The sequence below is a fragment of the Fulvivirga marina genome (assembly GCF_016775155.1).
Lineage (GTDB): Bacteria > Bacteroidota > Bacteroidia > Cytophagales > Cyclobacteriaceae > Fulvivirga > Fulvivirga marina.
The window spans coordinates 145,517-170,320 of the sequence record NZ_JAEUGD010000064.1 but is presented as its reverse complement, the minus strand read 5'-3'; the positions used below and the strand labels follow the sequence as shown (position 1 = coordinate 170,320).

Below are 24,804 nucleotides of genomic sequence, written 5' to 3'. Positions count from 1 at the left end.
TGAAAATCAGAGGATATGGTATCCGTTATTATCTGCCAAATGCAGAAAGCATGGGTTGATGTTGGTGTGAAGACTTCCCTTCTTTAGGACAGGTTTAAATTTAATTTTTTTCTCAAAGGATTTGTTTATCGTATTTAGCTATTTATCAATGATCCCACATTGTATCTTTTGGTTGATAAATTAAACTTTTCAAATTTATATCGGATATAGGTTGACATCTCTATTTCATGAGTTGAAATAAATATTTGTCTATCGTTAAAATCATTTCGCAAAACCTCAACAAAGCCAGAGGTATTCATATCATCCATAGACTGAACGGGATCATCTATGAACAGCAGATTAGAATTTGAATATTTCTTGTTTAGAGCCAGAGTAAACGCTATAACAAGTGCAGAAAGTTGACCATTGCTCATTGAAAAGACCGCATCATAAGTTTTTTCTGGTGAAGTCACAAACTTAATTTTGTCATTTTTATTAATAATAAATAACCCCAAACCACCCTGAAAGTCTTGTACAATTCGGCCTGAATAGATATGAAATAGTAATTCAATATCGCTGATTATTTTAGCATTATATTTTTTTAGAGAATCTTCTTGAATACCAACAATGCCTGTCACTTTACTTAATGATTCTTCTAGCTTTGTCTGCTTAACTAAGGTTCTATCTATAAGTTCAGTTTTATCTTTTATTGTGTTATTTTGAAAGATTGAATATTGCCATTTAATATATTTAGTTTTTTCTTCAATTAAATCTGCATCGAATTCATTTAGCTCATCCTCATTCTCTTCAAAGTAGGTTATAAAGAGATCATCAAAAGAAGGTTCAATATTCTCCTCGTCAATCCCTCGTTTTTTATATGTTAACATTTCAACAAATTCCTCTAATCTCTCTTCCTTAAATATTGTTTCTTTCGACAAATAACTCTCATAATCTATATTCAGTTCTTCCAATTCTCTCCTTCTCAATTTTAGGACTCTTTGCAGATTTCTCCTGAAAAAATCGTCCCTGAAATATTCTGGTTCATATAAATATTCAACAGTAAGAGCTTCAATACTTTCAATAAACTCAGGAAAGACAACTTCTTTGAATACGTCTATTTTTGTTGATAAACTAGCATTTAGTTCATCATTTAATTCCTTAATAATTTTAGTTTGGTCGTCGATTCCCTGAATTAATGCCTCCTTTGTTTCCCAGTGCTGACCACAAAGTTGACATATTCCATTTTCTTCTATTTCATTATGGAACTCTGTTTGATGCTTAATTAAATTTTCTCTTGTACTTATTAACTTGTTAAGAACTTTTGATGAAGAATTAGAGTTGAGTATAGCTCGTTTTACCAAATTAAGGTTGTTCTCATAGTTTCTGAACAATTCTGAATTATCTGTTACTTCTTTCAAAAATTGAGGGACGTCATACTCTCCATTTTCTATATTTTCAATATCGAAGTCCTTATGTAATTCCTTTATAACTCGAATATAATCATATACCCTTTTTTCGTTTTCTAAAAGCTCAGTTTTATCAATGAAAAAGTAATAGTCACAGAAAGATTGTAGCTCATTTCTATTGATTAACAGTCGATCTATTTTTCTATTAACTTTTGCCTGCAAGAAATCTCCTCTATATCTCAACAATTTGTTTAATTGTGGTAATACCCCATTTTCAGAAGACAGCCAAGTGAAATACTTATTTTCATCAAACTTGATTACCTCTGAATCCCATTCAAAGTTTTTCTCTGAAAAAAGGCGTACATATTGACTTTCATTTTGGGTAAGCAAAGATTCTTGCACCTTACTTACTTCTTCTTTAAGAACACGAATTTCTTCTTTAACTTTTTTTAGAAACTCATTTATTGTTGATTTAACCCTTTTGTATTTTTCTATTTCATCCTGAAACCGTGATGTATTAAATAAATATGCGATGCTTTCCTTCTTATCTCTTTCACTTTTTTTCAGTAGATATAAACTATCTTCTTGTTCTATATAATGAAGAAATTCAAAATCATTTTTGTAATTATCTCCAAGTAATTCCTTAAGTACATTTTCTGATTTTTTATTATTGTCACCAAGCAAAGAATCAATTGTCTCTGGGGAATGTAATGTGAATAAACTAAAGTCAATATCAGCCCCTAAATTTTCTTTACCTGGACTCCTTCTTGCTAAAACAACTTCATTACCACTAACTTCGAATGATGCCCTAATTTCAATAGGATCACCATCTCCTTCTGTACAATAGAAAGGGTTTTCGGTTCGTTTTTCTCTACCGTCTATGAGTCTACTTTTTATATATTCATAACGTCTAATTCTTCCGGTGAGCAATAATTCAATAGCATCAAAGATTGTTGTTTTACCAAACCCATTAGCACCGTCAAAAACTAATAAAGGGACATTAGTGAAATCAAAGTTTTGAGATTTATAAACTTTGAAGTTCTTTATAATTAGCTTTTTTATTTTAATGGAAGTATCACTGTTCATTATTTAATGGCTTTAGTATTGTTAGCAATTTTTCAAGTTCGATACTATCAATGTTTGCCATAATCTCTTCAGTAAACTTTGATTCTAATTCCTGATAATCATTTAATAGCCCCTGTTCTTCTATCTTTTTTTTAGTCTCTTCAAAAAGGTTTTCCAAATCGGTAACTTTTATGGCTTCTAAATTGAGAAAAGGCAATTTAGTCGCTAGACCATATAATAAATTGTACCAGGAATATTCAGTTAACTTATGGTTTTGCTTGTATAATTTAAAAGTTTCTTCATCATTTATTAGCTTAATTAGCTCCGTTACTTCTCCATCCTTACTTTTACGTTTTAATTCTGATTTAACTTCATCGGTGAATCTCAATACGTATTTTTTAAATTGATAAGGATCTTCTTCAATCTTATAAACCTTTTTCTTCCATGTCTCAAAATCTTCAGAATAGTTATTAAGGACAAGCATAGAGGTGTTTTTATCAAAATCGGAAAAATTGAACTTTTGTTTACATTCCGCAAACCATTGATCTTGCTTTTTTAATATCTCATCAATGTTTTCAACTAATACAACTATCCAATAGTAGGATTTTCCAATACCACTGTCTGTAACAGAAGAGTAATACAGCGAGCCGAAAGTTAGCTCTTCTTTCGCTTTTGAAAATCCCTGATGAGCGAATATCTTATCAACTATATCAACCATTTATTTTGGCTTTTGCGACTTCTCTTTTTATTAGGTGAATATTTGACCATTTATTTACATTATTTCTATCCTCTTTTCCCTCAACACTAAACTGCTTATTTATGGTTGTTTCAATACTTCCTTCCAAATCAGAGGTAATTAGAAAATCCGTTTGGTACAATGTGCCTAAGTCAGTATTAATAACATTATTATAAATATCCTTACAAATCTCTTCTAGGCTACTTTCCCCCTCATTAATTGCTGTTGCTCTATATTGCTTATTATCACTATCATTCCAGATTAAACCATCAACAATACCTGTTTTAGATACTACCAAATGATGTAAACTTTTCAAATAGGCAAGTTTAAATTCATTTTTTTGAATGTTATGATCTTTAAAGTCCGTTATACTTTCATATTTAACCTTTCTATGTGGAAGTATTGATTTAATAAATGTTATAAGGCCTTTGTCACTTAGCACATTGATTTGCTTTATGTACCCATCGAGTTTCTCTTTATCTGAGTCTTTGACAATTGCCCCCTCTTCTAACTCAAAACAAAATTCATTGTAATAACGATTTAATAGTTCTTTTGTGAGAAATGAATAATAGTCTTCATTCAAGCCCATGGATGGATCTTCTTCTAAAATTGTTCTGAAATCCGAAATTTTAATTATTTGATAATACGCACCTTTACTGATGGAAACCTTATTGTGATTGCTAGAATGTACTAAAATAACATGATCAAATAATTTCTTTTCCAGCTTACTTCTAATGATTGCAGTATTCCCAACAAAGTGTCCAAATTCTTTCTGGACAAGATACGATCTGATTAGCGCCTCTAATTTCTCATTAATATCATTAAGCGAACAATAGTAATTATTGTCGCGATACATATATAGCTCTAAGTTTGGATGCTTCTTATTTATATCATTAGCAGATTTTTCATTTTCAATTGCCAAGTGAAAATAGGCTCGATCACAAGGGTACTCGTTTTTTCTTTTTTCTAACTTTATAAAAGCTTTTTTAAAAGAAGAGTAGTATTTACTATTGACCGCTTTAACCTGATGTAAAGATATCGGTGTAATATCTTCATTTACGATTGCAAAGTCCTCTAGTGAATCTAGCTGTAAAAAGCTTTCATTATCAGGGTTTTCAATAAGTAATGTTAACACATGGTATAACGCAACTTTTCCCTGATATACAAAGCCACTCCATGTATCAATAGCTGTATGAATGTCCTTAGGATCAATTACCTGCTTCATATTATTTGTTCTCTCCACCAATTATCAATATGCACCTAATTTGCATTTAACTAACTTCATCGATGTCTGTAAAGTTTGCCCAACTTCCTTTATAGTTAGTATTATCGCAAGTGTATCTTTTAACTGGACACACATGACATATGAATAAAGCTATAAAGTTATCAACACACCTAAATATATCGATTCAATTAGAGATTAACCTGCAAAATTTTCCCAACTGCGCTATATATTTTCCGTATGCTATGCAAAACACAGATTAAATCTCGCGCAGGCATTCATATATGTCAATACCCAACCTTAGGCATTTTTCACTCCGAACCACCCTAACCCCAAAAATTCCCCCATCCCCTCCCATTCCACTTAAAAAGATACTATTTTAGCAGCCTATGAATGTCCGACTATCTCAAGAGCAAAAGATCAAGGTACTCAACTCTGAGGACCTGTATAAAGTAATGCAGCAGGTACTGCTGCGTGAAAACAAAATTGACCGGAATAAGGAACACTTCTGGGTGGTTTGCCTGGCGAGCAACAACCAGATATTGCTAATTGAGCTGATCAGTCTGGGTACCGTTAACCAGACGCTGGTGGAGCCAATGGAGGTGTTTAGTTTTGCTTTGCAGAAGCGGGCCGTTCAGATCATAATGGTGCACAACCACCCGAGTGGTGAGCTAAAGCCTACCAAAAGTGATATAGAAGTTACAGATAAGATGCTGGCTATTGGCAAGTTCGTCAATGTGCCGGTGATTGATCACCTTATCATTACAGAAGAGAAATACTACAGCTTTGTAGACTCGGGCATGCTGGAGAAGATTGAGAAGGAAACGACCTACGACCTGTCTTTTAAGCAGATTGACGAGCTGAAGAAGGAGATTGCCGGAATTGAGAAGAAGAAAGCTATTGAAATGGCTACTAGAATGTTAGAGGATAATCAACCTATCAAGGTCATTGCTAAATATACAGGCTTGTCTGAACAGGAAATCACTCGTTTGAGTAATCAGTAAGTAGTGGTTGGTATTCGGTTTGTTCTCCGTAATGGGGGGACTGCTTCCTTGTTCCTCGTCGCAGTGACGTAACGGTTTATTTGGTCGGTTCGTCTTTGGTGTTCATTTCCTTTGCCCATTTTCTGGCCCAGGCTCCTAGCGGACTAAGCAACTCAAAAAGCTCCTCTCCTCTTGAGGTCAGCGCATAGCCATCAATCGTTCTCTCTATTACACCGGCATGGGTCAGTTCTTTTATCCTAACATTGAGCGTGGTGGGTGAAATGGTTTCGCAATGCTCCTGTAGTTTTCTAAACGTACTGGGTCCTTCTTTCAGATACCAGATAACCCCCATAGCCCAGCTTCTCCCTAATAAATCTAATAATGCCATTACGGGTTGGCCTGTCTTTGAACCCCTTACGGGCTCGCCTGGTTTCGGAAATTTCATAGTCACTGCATTTTAAACGTTCAAATCTACATATAATACGGCCATTTTTGGGGCTATTGGGCTAAAAGTTCAATCTATTGATACTCGGCTGAGCACCTAGGTGTGGAGCACTTGTGTTTTTCCAGGCCTGGTGGTGATTATACTTAGCCAGTGCCGCTGTCTGTTTTGGTTAGCAGTCTCTTCTAATGGGGCTGGTCACTGAGGTGGTGTAAAATCATCTCTGAATAAGGCCATCTGAGTTCAAAAATTTTAGTATAAAATCTATTTGCATATTGTTACATTTAATGTAGTGTTACTACATAATAAGTAGCAAATGAAAACACTTAAACTACTGATTTTCATAAGGGTAAAATCCACTGACAAGGTCACTGATACTCCGGCTGCATCTATAAGTAAAGCAACAGAAGATATCGAAAAGGAGTCGCCTACTGCAAAGCGGATACAGGCTTACTGCGACTGTCCGCTTCATCCATTGAAGTAGGCTGTACATTGTTCTCCGTGCTATGAAATATTGAATGGCTGAGTGTGTATAGTGGTAGCCGGAACAGTAAAGCTTATAACTAATTCTCTACCATGTCAGTATTAACGAAAACAATACGTGAGTTCGTCAATGAAGAAAAGCTGGCCTTCATAGCCGCGGTATGCCCCGACGGAACTCCAAACCTCTCCCCAAATGGAACTGTAAGGGCTTGGGACGATAACCATCTGGTATTTGCCGACATCCACTCACCTAATACCATAGAAAACCTCCTGTACAATTCCGCCATCGAAATCAACGTGGTAGATATTTTCACCAGAAAAGGCTTCCGCTTCAAAGGGCATGCAGATGTGCTCTCGGAAGGTGAATTGTTCAAAAGCATTTTAACTTACTATAAACAAGGAGGCACACAGCAGCACATAGCATCAGACATATTGTACTCATTAAAGTAGAGCGCGCCGTCCCTTTGGTATCACCATCCTACTTCACTCCCCTGTCCGGAGAAGATATCCGCAGCCAGTGGGTTGGATATTGGGATGAGGTGAATGCGGGACGGAACTGAGTTCGGTATTCGGTATTCGGTAAGAGGTAATCAGTAATCGGTGTAAAAAAATACCCCTAACCATTTACCGATTACTGGTTACCGGTCACCATTCACCAATAACATCGATCTTCCGACTTCAAACTTCAAACTTCAAACCATGCCGTCATCACGAGGAAGCATGACGAAGTGATCTCCTTAATTAATGCAGTGTATGGAATCAGTAGTTGCCCAGAACAAGGGGATTGCTTTGTCGTTCCTACGTCTCTCCGCGCAATGACGAAACCTTAACCGATCACCATTACCATGAAGAAAGTCTACCGATTACCGCTCACTGATCACCGGTCACCATTCACCAATAACTTCGGTCTTCGATCTTCCGACTTCCAACTTCAAACCTCAAACTGTGCCGTCATCACGAGGAAGCATGACGAAGTGATCTCCTTAATTAATGCAGTGTATGGAATCAGTGTTGCCCAGAACAAGGGGATTGCTTTGTCGTTCCTTCGTCTCTCCGTGCAATGACGAAACCTTAACCGATCACCATTACCCTGAAGAAAGTCTACCGATTACTGATTACTGTTTACTGACCACCGTTTACCGATCACCACTTTTCACAAAAGTCTACCCCAATCCATACCATCCAAAGGACTAAATGATTATATTCAACGCAAATTAACCTTGAATAACCATGTTTCGCATTATAGACCTGCACAACCACCCTAGTATGAAACCTTATAACAATGACACCTATCGTGATGATGTGGACTTGTGGGATGGCATGGAGGCTGATGCGGAGAATTACTTTAAGCTTAACGGCCTGATCAGGGGTGTAATTACGGAAACGGCCCGCGACTCCCAGGCCCAAATGAGAGAATGGGTAAAGGGCAACCTGTCGTTGAGCATATGTGCCTTGCACCCTACTGAGCGTGGCTGGTTTGTGCGAAGCACCGAAAAGCGGGGTCGTATTCGAAAATTTTTACTCAAGCTATTTCTAGGCAATGACGATATAGCCCCATTAGGTGCTGCGCTTACAGGCTTCCCCCTGGCCAAGGTACAGAAAGTTATAGACCGGGTTAATAACAATCAGGGCATCGACTACTTCAATGACCCTGCCCTTGGCGAGTATAGTTACCTTAAAACCAAGCAGACTATACCTGGTCCGTGGGGCTTCACCTATAAAATTGTCAATGATTACAATGAATACCTTCAGGTACGCGCATCTGATAACCAGCTGGCGATGATCATCAGTGTAGAAGGTGGCCATGCACTCACCTCAATCACCAAGGGTTCGTGGTTTAACACAGCATATCAATACCTTTCAGACACCGATAAGGATACTTTTAAGGAATCCTTAAAGACTAATATTAAGCATTTAAAAGGTGTTGGCCCTGACCCTCAGCTTAACTTTGAGCATACGCCTTTATTTGTAACGCTGGTACATATGTACAACAACTTGCTGGCGGGACATGCTAAAAGTTATGGCGCAGGCCATGGTCTTATACCGGGTATGGACGACCTGCTATACCAAACCATAGGCATGAACCATGGTATTACAGAAGCCGGATGGCTGGCCATAGACATGCTGCTGGACCGTACCCTGGGCCGTAGGGTGCTGATTGATGTGAAGCACCTGAGCATGAAAGCTCGTGGCGAGTATTACCAATATGTGGCCGATAAAAAGGCAGCGGGCGATCATATCCCTATCATTGCCAGCCATGCGGCGGTCAATGGTTATGAACATAATGCTATCAGCCGAATGGACACTTACGGTCTGGATAAAGACACTTATCTGAGTCGTTGGTCTATAAACCTGAGCAATGAAGATATCAGGGCTATTCATGCTTCAGAGGGCATCATAGGTCTGGTAGTACATGAGGGACGTACACCGGGTGGCAAAACGAAAAAGCAGCTCAAGAAGCTAAAAAAATGTATAGCCAAAGGTGGCAAAAAGGCCTACCGCGCCCAGCAAGAGCTTGCAGACCTCTATTGTCAACTGGTACTAAGCAACATTTTCCAGGTCGTTTTGGCTGTAGGCGATGTGTCAGCCTGGGACATTATGGCCCTTGGCAGCGACTACGATGGCATCATGGACCCGTTTAACTGCTACCCTAAAGTCGGCGACTTCCATAAACTGATTGATGATATTGGTAAATTCCTCAACACCCCAAAACCCCTCAAGCTATATAAAAACGATAAGCTCACAACGGTAGAACCTTCGAAGCTAAAGGAGATGATGTATGGCCTCTCTCCTACGGATATCAAGCAAAAGATTGCTTATGAGAATGCGGAGGTGTTTTTGAGTAGATACTTTAATGATGGGTACCTGGCTAATTAGAAGCTGAAGTCAGATGGCCGAAGATAGAAGTAATCGGTGCAATAAGTAGTGGAGAACTAGTAGATAGCTTTATCAAACATACGTTTACTGCTATGATCAAAGGTATAGCTGAAGAGGCTGTTGCGGGAAACATTATATCAAAGCATGAAATGCAGCAAGTGGTTAATGACCTTTATAAAACGGCAGAGGGAGGTGCATTTTGTTATATTTCTTTCAAAATTGTAGGAAAGAAGCCATGATTTGGCGGTTCTTCATAGTTTTTTGTTGTGGCAGTTTTCACAAGTGCACAATTGCCTGGCCAGTCGGAAAACCTGATGATCGAACATAATAAAGAACAAAATAGTCTTTACCAGCCTTTTCGTTAATGGTAAGGAAGCCACTTTCATATTAGACAGTGGTTCAAGCATCTCTCTTCTGGATAAAGACCAGGCCAAGACAGGAAGATAAACGTGCTCGGCATATTTCCTAATCAGACACAAGGCTATCGTTGATTTCTTGTGGTGAGCAGATGAAGATTAAAGTAGGAAGCTATGCGCTTTTTCTGGGATTGATACTGACCAGGTAGCGCTCTAAATTTTATCAGGTATGAGTCGCTTTGCCTACTGCCAATTGATCATTATTTTTCTCTTTACATAAAATCAGGTAATAACAAGAGCGGTTAATAAAGATGCTATTTGAAATTGCTGATATGTATGGTATAGATGTAAATGATTATAAGGAGTGATTTTATATACTCTACATTTTCTAGTCAGAAGCATCGCAACGAAGTTGTTTAAAGTAATGAGCGGTTGGAAAAACCAAAAAGTACTTCTGCCCGGTGGCATTCATCAGTTTGACTGGCGCACCTTCCAGCTTGAGTATCGCGACTTTTTCGATATTACCAAGCTGGCTTCAACTTATACCTGGCTATGATACCCTTGCCGGCGCTTATGTTAACCATAAATATACAACTGGCTAGGGCAAATGCCATGCAGGTATATAGGGTGAGGTTTTTAAATAGCTTAATAACTAGTCCTCATCCTCGATAACTAATTTTTCACATTCATTAGCTACAATTTTTTCTTTCTCAGCAATTATTCCCTTAACATAATCAATCACATCTTCGGTAACTTTAGTACCTCCATTACAGGTTTTATAACCGGTATTGTGTATCCCAACAACATAATATTTGTCATTAACCTTCATCCATACTGGGGCACCACTGTCTCCTTTATGGGTATAGATTCCATAGGTCAGGTAATTTTCAGATGTAGTAACACACTCCTTTTTTGACCCTTTATTCCAAAGTGATCCCTCTTTGATAGCTTGTAAGTCAGCCGGGTAGCCCGTTATAAACACATCATCTGATGCTGAACCGGTACTTTCATATTCTGCCAGGTCAAAATGGCCCCCAGCCACCTTTCCAAGTATATCGGTTTTTAGCTTTATATACCCATAATCAAAAAGTCTACTCTTTTTCCCTTTAAACTGACTGTGGCTCTCTATCTGCTCAATCTCTGATCTGTCTAACTTAACAGATAGTGCACATCTATAGTCTGTAGTATCTTTGAAATATTCGAAAAGTTTTATTTCAACAGATTGAATTCTATTAGGAAATATCTTTCTGTATTCACCTACAGAATGGCCTGCTGTCAGAATTACGTTATCTGATACTAAAAACCCAGTGGAAGGAAAAGGACCTCCCCAGCGCCTATGTACAACCAGATGGCATATATATCTAAATGGCTCTTCATCTTTTACCACCTCATACCTTGCATTCTTGTCCATATTATAATTACCATATTGTATGTGGTTACTAACACAGCCAAAACCGGTTGCTATTAATAATACAAAAATGATCCTAGCCATAATTTACATTGATTTACTGTTTGCAATATTGATCAAAGGAATATCCCATGCCAACCTTAAAAATAACCTATCACCATTGACGAACTTCTCACTCCCATCCTGCAGTGAGATTTCCCTCAGTTCGGGAGTGTACTGATACCCTACAGCTAATGTCAAAGGTGAGTTTTTAAAACCATAATTGATGGATGCCCCGGGTGAAAACACCTGCTTGAACGTAACTTGGTCAGGAAGCTCGGAAGTGTCATCATCAAGTCTGAAATTTAGTATGGCACCGAGATCAGTCAATTGAAAAAACAAACCGATGGAACCTCGGGTATGGTTTAAATCAGGTTTGGGTTTAAATGTATATTCAAGCCCTATCGGCAAGGTAATTCCTGAAACAAAGCTCCAATCATCCTGATGCCTCAACTTTTCAGCGGAGACAAAATATCCTGGCTGGCCGGTAACAGAAAAAGTATGCCTGTAAGTTCTTTTCAAAATGTAGCTTGATGGCTGGGAGGCAAATTTGGTAATGATTTCCTTTACTTCATCCGAATTTTCTGCATTAATAACTTCTGACATGAAACTTCCATACTCCTCAATTTTGTATATCGTTGCCTGGTAGTTTTCATTGGCTTCTAGTAAATCATCAAGAATACGGAGTGCATAATATGCTGTATTGCTATAGTCGGCGTTCTTAATACCACTATAAACATGTACTAAATGTTGGGCAATTTTTACATATTTTGTCAAATCGGCATCATCTTCATTAAATTTCAATTTGATGATCAAATCAATATTTGCCTGAAGGTATTTCTCTAAAACCTCAGGAATTTCTTTCTTCTCATAGCTTTTCCCCGCCTGCTGAATGGTATTTAAAAGGCTTATTAAAGGGCTGATTTTGTCCTTAATAATTTTTCTTTGATCTTCTATTTTGGTTATATCAATATCAATGTCTTTGAACAAATGGTCAAAATATATATTGTCTTGCTGATAAAGAAGTGCAAAGAAAAGCTCAATTTCTTTTTCCGTGTTTAGCTGCTTCAGTTGCTCAAGGCTAATCCAAACGTTGGAAAACCCGCTGTTAATTACCTGCGCTGTGTCCCTGAGGTTAGATTGCAGAAGGTTTATGCCATGGATAACCTTTGCTATAGTATTTCCAGCCGACTTTGAGCTTAAACTATCTTCACTATAGTATTTGTCGTCTATGTAATTCAATACCTCAACCGGGTGTTGGTTTTCAATGAGTTTAGCGATCATTTCAGAAGAAATCACTGCAGGATAATAGAAAGAATGCCTTTTAATTTGAGTTAAATTTTTACCCTTGAGTAATGTGAGTTGATAGTCAGGCAATGCCTCTTCCGGAAAACCTTCTACATAGGTTAGTAAATTTGGCCATATATTTTTCAAATCCTCGTTAAAGATCTCTTTATATTCATTGCCGAGATCGGGAAATTTAGAAGGATCAGCCCTCTGAAGCTTCTTGTATGATTCAGGGAACAATATTCTTAATTCTCCTATCTGCCCGGCAGTAGCTTCAAACGCTTTCATGTAAGTTATTGTCTGTGCCTTTTTAAATTCTTCAGCATAGTATTTTGTAATCCCATCCAGGATATTGCTTTGTGCAGTATCGGTGAGTGAAAAATTGCCCGCTAGTAAACTCGGGATTAGCGTCAGAGCCAGGTTTTCTGTATTTTTTCCATTAGTTAAGGCCAAGCTAGCATTGTATACCTCTACATAACTATTGTAATTATTAACAACATTGCGGATAATATCGAGATTAATTGGGTGCACCTTTCGGTCGAAAGGCTTTTTTAAAAATAACTCTAAACTGTCTATTTCATTTTTCTCCATGTCGGTGAGGTTTAAAGAATCCTTAATGCTTTTTATTTTATCAACATCCAGCATGGCTAAATATTGGGCCTCATAAAATGCATTTTGCGAGAGTAAATTAGTTGAGATAAGGAGTAATGACAGGGTAAAAAACAATAAATAGGGGGTTTTCATATTATGGTAAAGTAGTCTGAAGGTTGATGTATAAAGTAATTTAGTTGTATTTGAGCCTTGTGTGACTAAGTCAAGGCTAGACAGTTTTTATTAAAATTGAACATTTGGTTTTACATTACATGTTTTTAAACGGTATTGGCATAGTATAAGCTGCTAAACTATACGTAATGATAGAGGGCGTCAATACCCAACCTTGGGTATTTTTAAGGTTTTATAGCATAAGACTGGTCAAATGGTGAAATAATGCGGATAAATGAGTAAATTTGCGGCTTTTAAGCTTAAAAACATTTATTATGTCAGAAATTAAACCTTGCCCCAAATGTGGTTCACAATTCGCCTACCCTATGGACTTATTGATGATCTGCCCGGAATGTAATCATGAGTGGAACCCTAACGAAGAGGTTGCAGAGGAAGAAACCGGTCTTGTAGTAAAGGATTCTAACGGTAACCGTCTTCAAGATGGTGACTCTGTTGTGGTTATTAAAAACTTACCGGTAAAAGGCTCTCCCCAACCTATAAAGGCTGGTACTAAAGTGAAGAATATCAGACTTGTTGATGGTGATCATAACATTGATTGTAAAATTGATGGCTTTGGTTCTATGGCTTTGAAGTCTGAGTTTGTGAAGAAGGCTTAGCTTTGGTAACCGGTGAGTGGTAATTGGTGATCAGGAAAACAGAGTAAACTCTTATCAATATAAAAAGCAGCCACTCTTAAGAATGGCTGCTACCAACTAACATGATCAAACTACTACTTATGGATCATTTTTTTGATTACGGACTCACCGCCTGCTTCTAACCTGTAGAAGTATATACCTTGTGGCAACTCCTGCCCTGAAAGTTTAATGCTGTGCTTGCCCGCATCCTTTTCTTCACTTACCAGCGTGAGTACTTCGTTTCCTTTGAAATCCATCACCGTTAACTTCACCTCACTACGTGTTTTAAGAGAGAAGTCAATAGTGGTTACTTCTTTAAATGGATTAGGATAGTTTTGCTGTAGAGCTGTAGCTTCTACCAAAGCACCTGAACCTATCGGTGAATGGCTGTTTACAGACATTTGCTGATCGTCCAGCACTTCAATATCCGTAAACTCAACTGGTGAAGTACCATTATCTTCATTAGGCATATTCGCCATACTCAGGTTGATCACGATCAGATCATTCATAGACCATGTTCTGAGTTTCAAATAATCCGAGCTGGTGGTGTATGCAGTGATTACCAGTTGGGTAGAGCTATTCATTACAGCCACTTCTGCCTGACCGATATTTTCACTTACATAAGTTCCCGTACGCATAATTCTGCCCTCAGAGCCAACATCCCAGACAGACATATTGAAGTTATTGTTATTGTCCTTTGCCACCACTACTTGTCGCTGACCAATTTTTAGCTGCTCGCTGGCAATATCCCTGATCCCCACATATCCGTCATCACCTTTTCTGGTTAAAGAGCCGTCTAAGCAGATCTCCCATACAATAGATTTTTGCAGTGAATTACTTTGCTTAACATTGGTAACAAATTGAGTGTATGACAACCCTGCAATAGAAACATCATCAATAGCACCTGCCGATCCTGTAGACTTAAGTGTAAGACCACCTGAGTAGCTTACGCCCCAATACTGTACTTCAAGATTACCCGTAACGTTATTTTTAGTAGCGGTAACTAATCTCATGGAGCTAAGTACTGCTGCTCCTGCTACGATATCGGCATTGGCAATGGTACCATCCCCTTCTCTGCTGATCTGCTCGGTTAGCTCAACATCCCAGATGATCACTTTCATGTCTCTTCCTGCTGTACTTACTGGCGTAGCAACTCTGCTTTGAGTTATTTTAACCAGGTCTATGTCACCCACTTCACCTGCATACTCTGTATCCTTTAAGGTGAAGGTACCGCTATTGTCTACTCTCCAATATCTTATTTGAAGATTGCCATTAGTCAATCGGGCAGCAGTTACCAAACGTCCGTTGGATAGCGTTACTGCTTTTACTGCGGTTATGTAAGAGCTTGTGGTATAACTCTTTTGTCTCGAAATGGTAGTACCATCATAAGCCACTGACCAAGAGATCAGTTTTAGTCTCCCATTGGCATCTCTGATCGCCGTTACCGCCTGAGTATTGCCTACAGAAACGATGCTGACGGCGTCATAGGTAGTGCCTATCTCCGGAGTAATTAATTCCCCTACCTTTTCCGTAGTATAAGATGCTTTAGCCAGCGCGAAGATGCTTTTGGTATTCCAGGTTTCCAATGCCGCCAAAAGCTCGTTTCTAAGAAGTTCTACAGTCGTTAAACGTGCCCCGCTGGTGAAGTCGGTTACCTGATCATAAAAGATGCAATAAGAATACTCCTTGTTGATGATGTTACCCGTGCCGCTATCTTTAAAAGGCAGAGATATCCAACCTGCATTAGAAACATAAGCAGTACCGATGTTACCAGCCTTGTGTACCAAACGGATCTGATCTTTGAAATCCTGGATCTGATCTGAGGTCAGGTTATCCAGATTGTTGCTCGCTATCAGGTTATCTACCTCCGTTTGTAGCATCCCTGACAGACCACCTGAAGTTTCGTTGATCATCAGGTTACTGAATGTCGTCCTTTGCGGGTCTGAAAGGTAGTTCCAGTTCATTATCCTGTCATAGAATCTGGCAAAATCCTTAGCCGTTGCGGTATTGGCAGGATTGTTATCAGGACCACCGCAGCCTAACTTGTGGTTGACTTTGGTTTTATCGGATATACCGAAATCATTGTCCAGCATATTGTTTATTCTGGTTCTTCCTAAAGGTGCGCTGCCATTGCCGATCAGCTCCATTACGGCGTTGGTCGTGCTATTGCCTGAGTTTACCATCATAATCGGCAAGGCATTTAACAGACTACGCGTAGCTACAGGTGAAGAGCCTGTATGGTCATCATCACACGATTCGTTAAAGCTATAGGCGAAGGTTAAAGTATTTAAATTGAAGTTGCGAACAGCATATGCATGAAGAAATACCTTCATGGTGCTCGCAGGGTAAAAGGCATAATCTTCATTACGACTGGCTATGGTTTTGCCACCTCTTTCCTGAAGGTAATATCCGTAAACACCCCCGTCAGAGTTTGCTCCCATATAACCATTCATGTTTAGCTCCAGCCGACAGTCAGTTTGTGCATTTAATGATCCTATAGTTAAAAATGCTGCAACCATAAACAGGAGCAGACGGATTAGCCCATTTACATGCGTCAATTTGGGCTTCATGTTTTGAGCTAATACTACTGAGGGTGGCCTGGTTGGCATCGTGTTTCTCATTTTATTGATTTTTGAATTAAACATATCCCGAAAGTATTTAGCAGTCAGTAGTTTAATTTCAATCAATGCATCTGCGGCCCTTTTGAATTTATGGATTAGGCTTTTGAGTTGACAGACAGATCTTGCATATGGCAGGAACCATGTGATATCATTTCGAGTAAGAATAACCGGGGTATAAGCCGTTAGTTTACAGTATGTTTTCTTATTTGGTTACCTTAACAGTGTATGTAAACACATAATCCCTGCCCATAAGTATGTGAAGTACATAGGTTCCTTTATATGGGAAAACATAGTCTACAGCATACAGACCTGTGTCATGATGATAAACTTCTCGCATAGTGGTGCTGACTCTACTTCCTCTTACCAGTTGAAGTTGAGCCTTTTTTACAACATAAGGGCTTTTAAACCGGAAGGTGATGGGCTGCCCCTTTTTCGCATCTACATTAAAGTGGTCTGGGTATACAGGCATCACCTGATGGTCTAATGCCTCCCTGTATATCAAGGGAGCATTTAAAAATTCCTGTAAGGTTGCTTTTTGTTCAGTTAGTAGCCACGCCGTGTCCAGAGGGTAATGATTGCGACCAAATGCTGAAGGTGCAGGAAGAAAATAGCTGTTACTGTACTGTTTAATAAACTTATGCTCGCCCGGATCAATGATACCACTCGACCACGTCGCATCACATAAATACCACAGACCGTCAAGCTCAACAGCATTCCATGAATGATTGGGAATGCCATCTCCTCCAATATTGGTATGAGCCGTACGACCATACCCATTGACTATTTCACAGGGGATGTCAGCATGGCGGGCGAGTTCCCTGACGACATAAGCATAACCGGTACAAACTGTTTTGTGATCGCTGAGAAGCTTTCTAAAAACGCGTGGCCCGAAGCTCTCATTCCAAGCATCAAGTTCCTCTTTGTTGTGCTTAAGCTTCTCTCGCTTCTTTTTGTTTTTTGTATAGAAGCTATAGTCGTTTTCAATGTTGTTACAGACCCAACGATAAATAGCCCTAAACTTTTCTGTATCTGAAGATAACGGTCGGGTTAACTTGCCAGACAGGCCTTTAAGGTCATTGAGTGAGTGTTTTGGATATAGGGAGGCCATACTATCTGCTTTGGCAAAGTGAGGATCAGCCTGTGGATCATGCTGAGCATAAATGCCTGTAGCTATACAAAGCAGCATAGCTATGGTAACCAAAAGCCTGAGTTCGTTAAATCTTATCATCAAAATAGGTTCTTTATTTTATGCCATAACCCTGCTATACCTGTCGGTTGCGCATATGCCCCTCCTATTACTACTTCTCCCATGATGTCAAACTCCATCCACATGGTGATTTCAATATTTGCCGGAGATTTTTTTCCAACTTTATATTCCTCCGTCGTTAACCCAATGAAACTAAACACCAGAACATCTCCTTCTTTAAGCTCAACCGGAAACTCAAACTTACCATCAATGTCCGTCACCATACCGGTTCTTGTTCCTTTGAGGACAACATTTACACCTGGCAAAGGCTCTTTATCTTCAGACATTACAATACCACGGACTACATGACCATCGGCTTTTTTAGGGGATAAGTCTGTCTTTTTATCGTCAGTATCAAAAATTTCTGTTTTTGCCATGGTTGTCGGCATGGCCATGCTCAATTCCCGGCTGATAAATACCAAAGCAGCGCTTAAAAGCCCGGTTTGCAGCCATTTGATCCCTGAACGGGAGTTGGTAGGTGTCTGGTGTTTATAGGTTTTGAGCTGATCTTTGCGAAAACGGCCACAGGTATTGCCAGATGTGTTTTTGAAATAGCTCATGATTTCCGCATCACTCATTTTGGTAAAGTCAATCACGTTTTTGCTACATGAAACGCAAAAGCCACCGGTGGATGTTGGTGTGAAATTGTTCCATTTTTCTGAGCAAGGCTGGGATACTGTAAGGGAGATATTATTTGCCATAAGTGTTTTTTATTTAAGGATGCTACCTGGGGTTGAATTCCATAAATGGATTAAAAAAATGTGAAATTCAATCGATCGGTTCAGCTGCACTCTGATCAATATATCCTCTTTTTTCTTTTTATAAGCTTCAAGGATAAATTAATGTTTGCTGAAAGTGTCAATTATTAATTAAAGGTAAACAAGCAATTTAATGTCTACAGTGGAAAATATTCAGTAGTAATTTTTTACGAGTACATTCTTTTACAGAAAAAAGAGAGTTTTCATCATTTCGTCCATACCCGAAAGTATGACAAGGGTGTTCCGGATTTTTTACCAAGCAAAAAATACGCCTAAGCCCTATGAAACCCTTTCATACCATCAGCTAAAATGCTATATTATAACATGGTTATGAGCGGTTTCGGCATTAGATCTGGATCAACGATAGCTTTGAGTATCGTTTTTATATTGATGTGCTTTACAGAAACAGTATCGCAAAGCGGGATGCGCTTTGAAAAAATTGATCCGTCAAAAGGGCTTTCCACAAACTCTATAAGCTGCATTATTCAGGATTCCAAGGGGTTTATGTGGTTTGGTACCCGAGATGGCATCAATAGATATGACGGCATTAAAATCAAAACCATCAGATTTTCAACTAATTATAATATCATCACTTCCATTTGCGAGTTGAAATCCGGAGCTATACTGGTAGGAACTATGAGCGGCGGTATCATTGAGCTCAATCCTGTTAATGAAAGGTATAAATCTTATCAACTTGAATATTCAGGTAATTTCACTTCCGCCGTTTTTATTCATGAAGATAATCAAGGGATTATCTGGGTTATTGATGACTTCGGGTCAATACTCCAGTTTGATATAAAGCATAAAAACTTTGTAAACTACAGGTCTAACGCATTATCACAAAGCCCAACGGATAAGATCACCTATTTTCATGAAGCTTCTGATGGAACCATATGGCTTGGTACTGCCAATAATGGAGTCATTAAATACAATAGAAATGGTGGCACCTTCGAGCAGGTTAGAAGTCAAACTGGTGAACTTCTTCCCTTTGCCAATGAGATCTTCACTGATCAGAATGAAAGAACATGGATAGCAACCAAAAATGGGCTGTTTTATAAGACTAAAGACGCACCATATTTCACAGAGGTAGCTCATGAACAAGTATTTAATGCAATATGGGAGGATCTTGAGGGGGTAATTTGGGTGTCATATGGTCAAGAATTGTTGAGTTTTGATGAAGTCACTCATATGCTGGAACACAAAAACTCTATTAAGGGTACTTATATACTTCCTCATATTATAGACTTATCACCTGTCACCAGAAACTCTGCCTACCTTAATCAAAGTAATGTAGGGTCAAAGTCGGTAGTTGTAGATGACAATAACAGGTTTTGGATCATTACTTCTGACGGGCTCGATATTTATGATCCTGTTGATTCAAAGATTTTACCGGTACGTGCTGAGGATGAATCAACTGATATCGGAGCAAATAAACTTACTACGCTTATGAAAGACCGATCTAATACACTTTGGCTCGGCACGGTGGCTTCGGGCGTGAGAAAATATACACCATCACTTTTTGTTCATTACCCTTTTCTCCCCAATACACAGGGAGCTTTGGGCAATAAGGTTGTTCATGCCATCATTGTTACTGACAATAACCATGCGTGGGTGGGGCAAATTGACGGTATATTTGCATTTTTTGATAGAGGCAATGGTAGCTTTAAAAGGTTCAAAATACCTGAAAGTAATTCCGCAATATTCGACATTCTGCCAAAGGAGAACGAACTGTGGTTAGCAACGTATGGCGATGGAATAGTGAACTATAATATCATCAATAACCAATACACATATTACCGCCATACTTCTGGTGATACATTAGGTTTACAGAGCAGTAAGGTGCAATGTATATTTGAGGACGGAAATGGTAACCTGCTGATAGGTTCTGACATTGGACTTGAGTTATTTGATCCTAAAAGTAAAAAATCACGTAGCATTCCGCTGGTTGACAATGACGGAAATTCTGTAATCAATGTATTTACAATTTTCCGGACAGATAGTACGCTTTGGATAGGTACATTGGGGCAAGGGCTCTTCCAAATGCACCCCGACACTCATGTGTATAGAAATTACAAAGCCAATGATAAGGATAGTGCTTCCATTAACCACAACTACATTACTTCTATACATGCTGACATGGAAGATGCGGATAAAATTTGGCTGGGAACGTATGGAGGCGGCATTAATGTGTTTAGTCAATCAAACCGTTCCTTTAAGCATTATGGCAAAGAATCCGGGTTGAAGAATACCGTAGTTTATGGCATAATGGAGGATACAACACAGAGGGTTTGGTTTAGCTCTAATGCCGGTGTGGCAATATTCGACAAAGCCAAAGGCAAAGTGGTTCGTGACTTTGATGTCAATGACGGGCTTCAGGCTAACGAATTTAACAGAGGTTCATATGCCGTTTTCCCCGATGGTACAATGGCTTTTGGTGGCGTTAATGGACTCAATGAGTTCAATCCGTATCAAAGTAACCTTACGAACTATGAGCCTAACATTGTATTGACAGATTTTAAAGTTTTTAACAATACACGACCAGACATACTTGATAAAATTAACAATAAGCAGGACGTTGTACTTCCTCATGATAATAACTTCATTTCTATTGACTTCTCAGTGCTTGATTATAGAAATACACATAGGAATGAGTATGCTTACCGGCTTAAAGGTTTGGTTGAAAGCTGGACCTACGTAACTAATGAAAGGCCCTTTGCCAACTACACGAATCTACCGTCCGGTCAATATAACTTTGAGCTTAGAGCAACCAACAGCGAGGGAGTCTGGCTTCAAAGTATGGTTTCAATTCCTATTTTCATACAATCACCTTTTTGGAAAACCTGGTGGTTTTTATCAGTCGTGTTGATCTTTATTATCAGTCTGGTTCTTTTTATCCATAAATGGAAGGTTAGAAGCATAACCAGACAGAAAGAGGTGCTTGATGAGCTTGTCAAGGAAAGAACCATTGTGATCCAGTCGCAAAATGAAGAGATAATGACTCAAAATGAAAATATTAGATTGCTCAACCATCAGCTAGAGTTTAAAGTAAAAGCAAGGACCAAAAGTCTGGAAGAAAGTAACAAACGTCTCCTCCAATATGCTCATGACAACGCGCATAAAGTCAGAGCACCATTGGCCAGATTGTTGGGTCTTGTATATTTAAATAAAATTTCCAAAAACGAAGATATGAGGGTACTTATGGAAAAGATAGGAGAAGCAGCAAGAGAGCTGGATGAAATAACCAGAGCGTTAGGGCGTAACCTCACTGAAAGGACTGGAATAGATCCGTTTGATGAAAATTCCCTGTCAGAGTAACAATTAAGAATCAATATTACAAGCATATGATATCAGCCCAGCTTCCTGATAATGAAAAAGAAAGACTTGATAACCTTTATTCATATCAAATACTTGATACAGCGGAGGAAGTAGGTTTTAATGAAATCATTAAAATAGCTGCTTATTGCTGTCAGGCAGAGTCAAGCCATATTACCTTTATAGATAAAGACAGACAGTGGAATAAGGCTCAGCTGGGTTTTGAGGGGAAGGAAGCCCCCAGAACAACATCCTTTTGTGCTCACACAATATTAGAACCTGAAATATTGGAGGTAACAGACGTAGAGAAGGATGAGCGGTTTCAAGATAATCCCTTTGTGAGCGGAAATTTAAAGCTCAGATCATATACCGGTGTTCCTCTTACTACAAAGGAAGGGTATAATATAGGTACATTATGTGTGTTTGATAGAAGACCAAGAAGGTTGAGCCATGAGCAGAAGGAAGTTCTTAAGCTACTGGCCAGAAGGGTGGTAAAGGAATTGGAGCTTAGGCTTCAAGTAACTGAAGCTGAAAAGCGAAGGAGTGAATTGCAAAGGCTAAATGAGTTTAAAGACAAACTGCTTTCCATCGTGTCTCATGATTTGAGGAGTCCGCTAAACTCAATTAAATCAACTATTCAACTTTTTGAGAGTGCTTCGCTTAGTGAAGCCGAAATCAAACAGCTGATGGGGTTTCTAAAGCTTGAAGCCAACAATACCAGCAATTTATTAGATAATATTTTGCAATGGGCCAAAGCTAAACTGGAAAACTTTGAGCTGGTAAAAACTGAGTTTAGTATTAACCCGGTAATAGAAGAAACGGTTAGTTTGTATAAGCCTGAAGCGAATCGTAAGAAGATCGATATAATCTTTGAAAGCACTAAAAGAAATACAGTTTACGGAGAATTTGAAATGATCAAATTGGTAATACGTAATCTGCTTAATAATTCCATTAAATATTGCAAAGGGGGTGATACCATTCGAATAAGCACCAAAGGAAAAGGTGCTTTTACACACATCCTTATTGAAGACACGGGTGTAGGTATGTCCAGTGAAAAACTTACCAAGATATTAGGGGGTGATATAATAGAATCTCAACCGGGAACATCCTTAGAAAAAGGCATTGGCCTTGGACTGATATTAATCAATGAATTTATAAACTCGAACAACGGAAGAATAATGGCTTCAAGCCAGCCTGATGAAGGCACTGTTTTCAGAATTGAATTGCCTTCAAGAAAACTGGCCCCTTAGAGTGATACTTAAAGCCCTAACAGGGGGTCTGTAAAGTGCTCCTCTCCCACTTTTTTATTTCAAAACTATATCAATAAGTTATAATCACCTTGATATTGATTGTCAATTATTTACTACAAGCTAAATAATTAATTATTTGATTATCAGTTATTTATGAATAATCTTTTAATGTTTTGTTTTAAATAATATCTGTCTAAATTATTAATTGAAGTGCGAAAACCACTCAGGATAAACCCGCACAAATTCATAAATAATTGTCAGACAAAAACTTACTCTAATGTGGTGATTCAGCCAACTCCTAGATGTCAGGTATAATGCCTGCAATAAAACTGAAAACCATTTATAAAAGATGACAGATTTTAAAAAAACTTTTGAAGGTGCAGGTTTCAGCATCGGAGATATGAAGGTGTTGTCAGATTGTAGTTCCGATCCCCTTCCCTATAATAGCGCACGGCAAATCTTTAACAGAAGGTTCCAATTTCGTCCTTGGGCTATAGTGTACCCAAGAACATCCGAAGATGTCTCTAACCTTGTTAAATTTGCTTATCAGACAGATCGCGAGTTTCGTGTAAGAGGTGGTGGACATGACCATGAGGGTGAATGTATGGCTACTGATGCTCTTGTGCTTGACATGAGGCATATGACAGATGCTTCTGTAGATCATACGGCCGGAGTGGCCAGAATTCAGCCCGGCTGTATATTTAAGAATCTGATTAAGGTATTGAACAAAAACAAAGTAGGCATACCTCATGGTACATGTCAGACCGTGGGTATAACTGGTTTCACCTTGGGAGGTGGCTGGGGGCCATGGACTCGTAAGCATGGCATGTGCTGTGAGAGCCTTATTGGAGCATCTTTGGTCCTCGGAGATGGTACTATTAAAACTATCACCGATCAAGGCTCTGATGAAGATAAGGAGTTGCTATGGGCACTGCGCGGAGGCGGGGGTTTTAGCTATGGTATCGTGACTGAACTGGTGATAAAGACTTTTCCACTCCCTGAAATCACCTATAAATTTGCAGCTACTTGGTATATGAAACCAGCATTAAAGGTACTGGAAGGTTGGGAAAATGCCATAGCACCTACTCAAAGTCCCAATCTTTTGGGCACTAACCTGCAGATCTTTGGCAAACCTGCAGATAGCACACCTGTCGAAAAGTCAGCCCATGACTGTACTTTCTTTGGGTATTATGCTGGTGCCAAGGAGGAAATAGAAGCTGAAATAAAACAATGGTTCCCAAATTTGCCTCCCGACAGATTAGAATTCTATTCCGATGAATCAGAAGATCATCATTTGCAGTTTTCTTCTTGGGAAATGACCCCGCACCGGCGTAGAATGGCTATCAAAAGTGGTTTACCTCTACTCAGGGACATACCTCTTGAAGATGATATTCCTGCTCCTCATAAGATCACTTCAAGGCTGGTCAATGCCAATGGGCTTGGAGATGAGGGGCGTAAAAAATTGATCAGAAGCCTGGAGTCTGAGCTGATATTTGAAAAAGGTGAAGAGCTTGGTGTCCGGGCGTATGTTACTCTTGGTGCTATATCAGGTCCATTTTATGCCAACTATAAATCTACAGATCATCCATTAGGAAGTGCATTTCCATACAAAGACCGCCCTTACACTATTCAATACCAAGTATGGTGGGATACCAGCAAAGAAATATTTCCCGAAGTATCTGAAAAAGCTGGGGTAAGTAACTATACCAATCGTGCCATGGACTGGATTGAACAATGTAGGAAGGCCGATTTTCCTGAGACCAGTGGGGCGTTTATTAGCTTTAAAGATAATGATATACCCACCGAAACATACTTTATGCAGAGTTATACAAAGCTAATTGAGATCAAAGAGAAATACAGTCGTGATCCTCAAAATAGGTTCAGATCCAGAAAAACGATCATTTAAACGAAAGAAGCCGTCATTCATCATAGCCTGT

Annotated in this window: 19 protein-coding genes; 10 read left to right on the top strand and 9 right to left on the bottom strand. The window is 38.9% G+C overall.

Annotation, left to right across the window (positions count from 1 at the left end):
• Positions 1-134 precede the first annotated feature (134 nt).
• From JMN32_RS19585 to JMN32_RS19575, 3 genes are read right to left on the bottom strand one after another with little or no spacing between them, the layout of a single operon-like run.
• Positions 135-2,471, bottom strand: a complete 2,337-nt coding sequence (locus JMN32_RS19585; protein ID WP_202858061.1) for an AAA family ATPase — start codon at positions 2,469-2,471, stop codon at positions 135-137.
• On the bottom strand, positions 2,461-3,168 hold the full coding sequence (locus JMN32_RS19580; RefSeq protein ID WP_202858060.1) for an ABC-three component system middle component 1: 708 nt from the start codon (positions 3,166-3,168) through the stop codon (positions 2,461-2,463). The genes JMN32_RS19585 and JMN32_RS19580 overlap by 11 nt, the downstream gene beginning before the upstream one ends.
• The gene (locus JMN32_RS19575) at positions 3,161-4,411 is read right to left on the bottom strand and encodes an ABC-three component system protein (RefSeq protein WP_202858059.1); all 1,251 of its coding nucleotides are present in this window, start codon (positions 4,409-4,411) and stop codon (positions 3,161-3,163) included. The genes JMN32_RS19580 and JMN32_RS19575 overlap by 8 nt, the downstream gene beginning before the upstream one ends.
• 386 nt (positions 4,412-4,797) lie before the next feature.
• On the opposite strand from JMN32_RS19575, the gene JMN32_RS19570 reads away from it, so the two are divergent.
• Positions 4,798-5,412: a JAB domain-containing protein gene (locus JMN32_RS19570; RefSeq protein WP_202858058.1), complete on the top strand. Its 615-nt coding sequence runs from the start codon at positions 4,798-4,800 to the stop codon at positions 5,410-5,412.
• A gap of 76 nt (positions 5,413-5,488) precedes the next feature.
• On the opposite strand, the gene JMN32_RS19565 is transcribed toward JMN32_RS19570, so the two are convergent.
• Positions 5,489-5,836, bottom strand: coding sequence for a winged helix-turn-helix transcriptional regulator (locus tag JMN32_RS19565; protein WP_238354553.1), 348 nt, complete (start codon positions 5,834-5,836; stop codon positions 5,489-5,491).
• A 313-nt stretch (positions 5,837-6,149) separates the two neighbouring features.
• Between JMN32_RS19565 and JMN32_RS19560 the strand changes: the two genes are divergently transcribed.
• From JMN32_RS19560 to JMN32_RS27405, 5 genes are all read left to right on the top strand, one after another.
• The gene (locus JMN32_RS19560) at positions 6,150-6,317 is read left to right on the top strand and encodes a hypothetical protein (RefSeq protein WP_202858057.1); all 168 of its coding nucleotides are present in this window, start codon (positions 6,150-6,152) and stop codon (positions 6,315-6,317) included.
• A 92-nt stretch (positions 6,318-6,409) separates the two neighbouring features.
• Positions 6,410-6,766, top strand: a complete 357-nt coding sequence (locus tag JMN32_RS19555; RefSeq protein WP_202858056.1) for a pyridoxamine 5'-phosphate oxidase family protein — start codon at positions 6,410-6,412, stop codon at positions 6,764-6,766.
• Positions 6,767-7,546: 780 nt separating this feature from the next.
• Positions 7,547-9,193 carry an amidohydrolase family protein gene (locus tag JMN32_RS19550; RefSeq protein WP_202858055.1) on the top strand — a complete coding sequence of 549 codons (1,647 nt, stop codon included), beginning with the start codon at positions 7,547-7,549 and terminating at the stop codon, positions 9,191-9,193.
• Between the two features lie 92 nt (positions 9,194-9,285).
• A complete protein-coding gene (locus tag JMN32_RS19545) occupies positions 9,286-9,432 on the top strand; it encodes a hypothetical protein (protein WP_202858054.1) in 147 nt (48 codons plus the stop codon).
• A 541-nt stretch (positions 9,433-9,973) separates the two neighbouring features.
• Positions 9,974-10,105, top strand: coding sequence for an EcsC family protein (locus tag JMN32_RS27405; RefSeq protein ID WP_238354552.1), 132 nt, complete (start codon positions 9,974-9,976; stop codon positions 10,103-10,105).
• 96 nt (positions 10,106-10,201) lie between these two features.
• On the opposite strand, the gene JMN32_RS19540 is transcribed toward JMN32_RS27405, so the two are convergent.
• Positions 10,202-11,041, bottom strand: a complete 840-nt coding sequence (locus JMN32_RS19540; RefSeq protein ID WP_202858053.1) for a trypsin-like serine peptidase — start codon at positions 11,039-11,041, stop codon at positions 10,202-10,204.
• Between the two features lie 3 nt (positions 11,042-11,044).
• Positions 11,045-13,027, bottom strand: coding sequence for a magnesium transporter CorA family protein (locus JMN32_RS19535; RefSeq protein WP_202858052.1), 1,983 nt, complete (start codon positions 13,025-13,027; stop codon positions 11,045-11,047).
• Positions 13,028-13,320: 293 nt separating this feature from the next.
• Here JMN32_RS19535 and JMN32_RS19530 point away from each other — a divergent pair, with 293 nt between their 5' ends.
• Positions 13,321-13,662, top strand: a complete 342-nt coding sequence (locus JMN32_RS19530) for a zinc ribbon domain-containing protein YjdM (RefSeq protein WP_202858051.1) — start codon at positions 13,321-13,323, stop codon at positions 13,660-13,662.
• A 113-nt stretch (positions 13,663-13,775) separates the two neighbouring features.
• On the opposite strand, the gene JMN32_RS19525 is transcribed toward JMN32_RS19530, so the two are convergent.
• From JMN32_RS19525 to JMN32_RS19515, 3 genes are all read right to left on the bottom strand, one after another.
• Positions 13,776-16,301 carry a serine hydrolase gene (locus tag JMN32_RS19525; RefSeq protein WP_202858050.1) on the bottom strand — a complete coding sequence of 842 codons (2,526 nt, stop codon included), beginning with the start codon at positions 16,299-16,301 and terminating at the stop codon, positions 13,776-13,778.
• A 202-nt stretch (positions 16,302-16,503) separates the two neighbouring features.
• Entirely contained in the window at positions 16,504-17,529 is a 1,026-nt protein-coding gene (locus JMN32_RS19520) for a transglutaminase domain-containing protein (protein WP_202858049.1), read from the bottom strand.
• Positions 17,529-18,248 carry a carboxypeptidase-like regulatory domain-containing protein gene (locus tag JMN32_RS19515; RefSeq protein WP_202858048.1) on the bottom strand — a complete coding sequence of 240 codons (720 nt, stop codon included), beginning with the start codon at positions 18,246-18,248 and terminating at the stop codon, positions 17,529-17,531. Before JMN32_RS19515 ends, JMN32_RS19520 begins: the two co-directional genes overlap by 1 nt.
• Before the next feature lie 366 nt (positions 18,249-18,614).
• On the opposite strand from JMN32_RS19515, the gene JMN32_RS19510 reads away from it, so the two are divergent.
• From JMN32_RS19510 to JMN32_RS19500, 3 genes are all read left to right on the top strand, one after another.
• The gene (locus tag JMN32_RS19510; protein ID WP_202858047.1) at positions 18,615-21,620 is read left to right on the top strand and encodes a ligand-binding sensor domain-containing protein; all 3,006 of its coding nucleotides are present in this window, start codon (positions 18,615-18,617) and stop codon (positions 21,618-21,620) included.
• 26 nt (positions 21,621-21,646) lie between these two features.
• Positions 21,647-22,867: a GAF domain-containing sensor histidine kinase gene (locus JMN32_RS19505; protein ID WP_202858046.1), complete on the top strand. Its 1,221-nt coding sequence runs from the start codon at positions 21,647-21,649 to the stop codon at positions 22,865-22,867.
• Positions 22,868-23,216: 349 nt separating this feature from the next.
• The gene (locus JMN32_RS19500; RefSeq protein WP_202858045.1) at positions 23,217-24,773 is read left to right on the top strand and encodes an FAD-dependent oxidoreductase; all 1,557 of its coding nucleotides are present in this window, start codon (positions 23,217-23,219) and stop codon (positions 24,771-24,773) included.
• Positions 24,774-24,804 lie beyond the last annotated feature (31 nt).

What these genes read in the sequence shown, in the direction of transcription:
- JMN32_RS19540 (WP_202858053.1), bottom strand. Translation starts at nt 11,041, where the DNA reads ATGGCTAGGATCATTTTTGTATTATTAATAGCAACCGGTTTTGGCTGT.
- JMN32_RS19515 (WP_202858048.1), bottom strand. Translation starts at nt 18,248, where the DNA reads ATGGCAAATAATATCTCCCTTACAGTATCCCAGCCTTGCTCAGAAAAA.
- JMN32_RS19525 (WP_202858050.1), bottom strand. Translation starts at nt 16,301, where the DNA reads ATGAGAAACACGATGCCAACCAGGCCACCCTCAGTAGTATTAGCTCAA.
- JMN32_RS19555 (WP_202858056.1), top strand. Translation starts at nt 6,410, where the DNA reads ATGTCAGTATTAACGAAAACAATACGTGAGTTCGTCAATGAAGAAAAG.
- JMN32_RS19535 (WP_202858052.1), bottom strand. Translation starts at nt 13,027, where the DNA reads ATGAAAACCCCCTATTTATTGTTTTTTACCCTGTCATTACTCCTTATC.
- JMN32_RS19580 (WP_202858060.1), bottom strand. Translation starts at nt 3,168, where the DNA reads ATGGTTGATATAGTTGATAAGATATTCGCTCATCAGGGATTTTCAAAA.
- JMN32_RS19570 (WP_202858058.1), top strand. Translation starts at nt 4,798, where the DNA reads ATGAATGTCCGACTATCTCAAGAGCAAAAGATCAAGGTACTCAACTCT.
- JMN32_RS27405 (WP_238354552.1), top strand. Translation starts at nt 9,974, where the DNA reads ATGAGCGGTTGGAAAAACCAAAAAGTACTTCTGCCCGGTGGCATTCAT.
- JMN32_RS19510 (WP_202858047.1), top strand. Translation starts at nt 18,615, where the DNA reads ATGCTATATTATAACATGGTTATGAGCGGTTTCGGCATTAGATCTGGA.
- JMN32_RS19560 (WP_202858057.1), top strand. Translation starts at nt 6,150, where the DNA reads ATGAAAACACTTAAACTACTGATTTTCATAAGGGTAAAATCCACTGAC.
- JMN32_RS19520 (WP_202858049.1), bottom strand. Translation starts at nt 17,529, where the DNA reads ATGATAAGATTTAACGAACTCAGGCTTTTGGTTACCATAGCTATGCTG.
- JMN32_RS19585 (WP_202858061.1), bottom strand. Translation starts at nt 2,471, where the DNA reads ATGAACAGTGATACTTCCATTAAAATAAAAAAGCTAATTATAAAGAAC.
- JMN32_RS19545 (WP_202858054.1), top strand. Translation starts at nt 9,286, where the DNA reads ATGATCAAAGGTATAGCTGAAGAGGCTGTTGCGGGAAACATTATATCA.
- JMN32_RS19565 (WP_238354553.1), bottom strand. Translation starts at nt 5,836, where the DNA reads ATGAAATTTCCGAAACCAGGCGAGCCCGTAAGGGGTTCAAAGACAGGC.
- JMN32_RS19550 (WP_202858055.1), top strand. Translation starts at nt 7,547, where the DNA reads ATGTTTCGCATTATAGACCTGCACAACCACCCTAGTATGAAACCTTAT.
- JMN32_RS19500 (WP_202858045.1), top strand. Translation starts at nt 23,217, where the DNA reads ATGACAGATTTTAAAAAAACTTTTGAAGGTGCAGGTTTCAGCATCGGA.
- JMN32_RS19530 (WP_202858051.1), top strand. Translation starts at nt 13,321, where the DNA reads ATGTCAGAAATTAAACCTTGCCCCAAATGTGGTTCACAATTCGCCTAC.
- JMN32_RS19505 (WP_202858046.1), top strand. Translation starts at nt 21,647, where the DNA reads ATGATATCAGCCCAGCTTCCTGATAATGAAAAAGAAAGACTTGATAAC.
- JMN32_RS19575 (WP_202858059.1), bottom strand. Translation starts at nt 4,411, where the DNA reads ATGAAGCAGGTAATTGATCCTAAGGACATTCATACAGCTATTGATACA.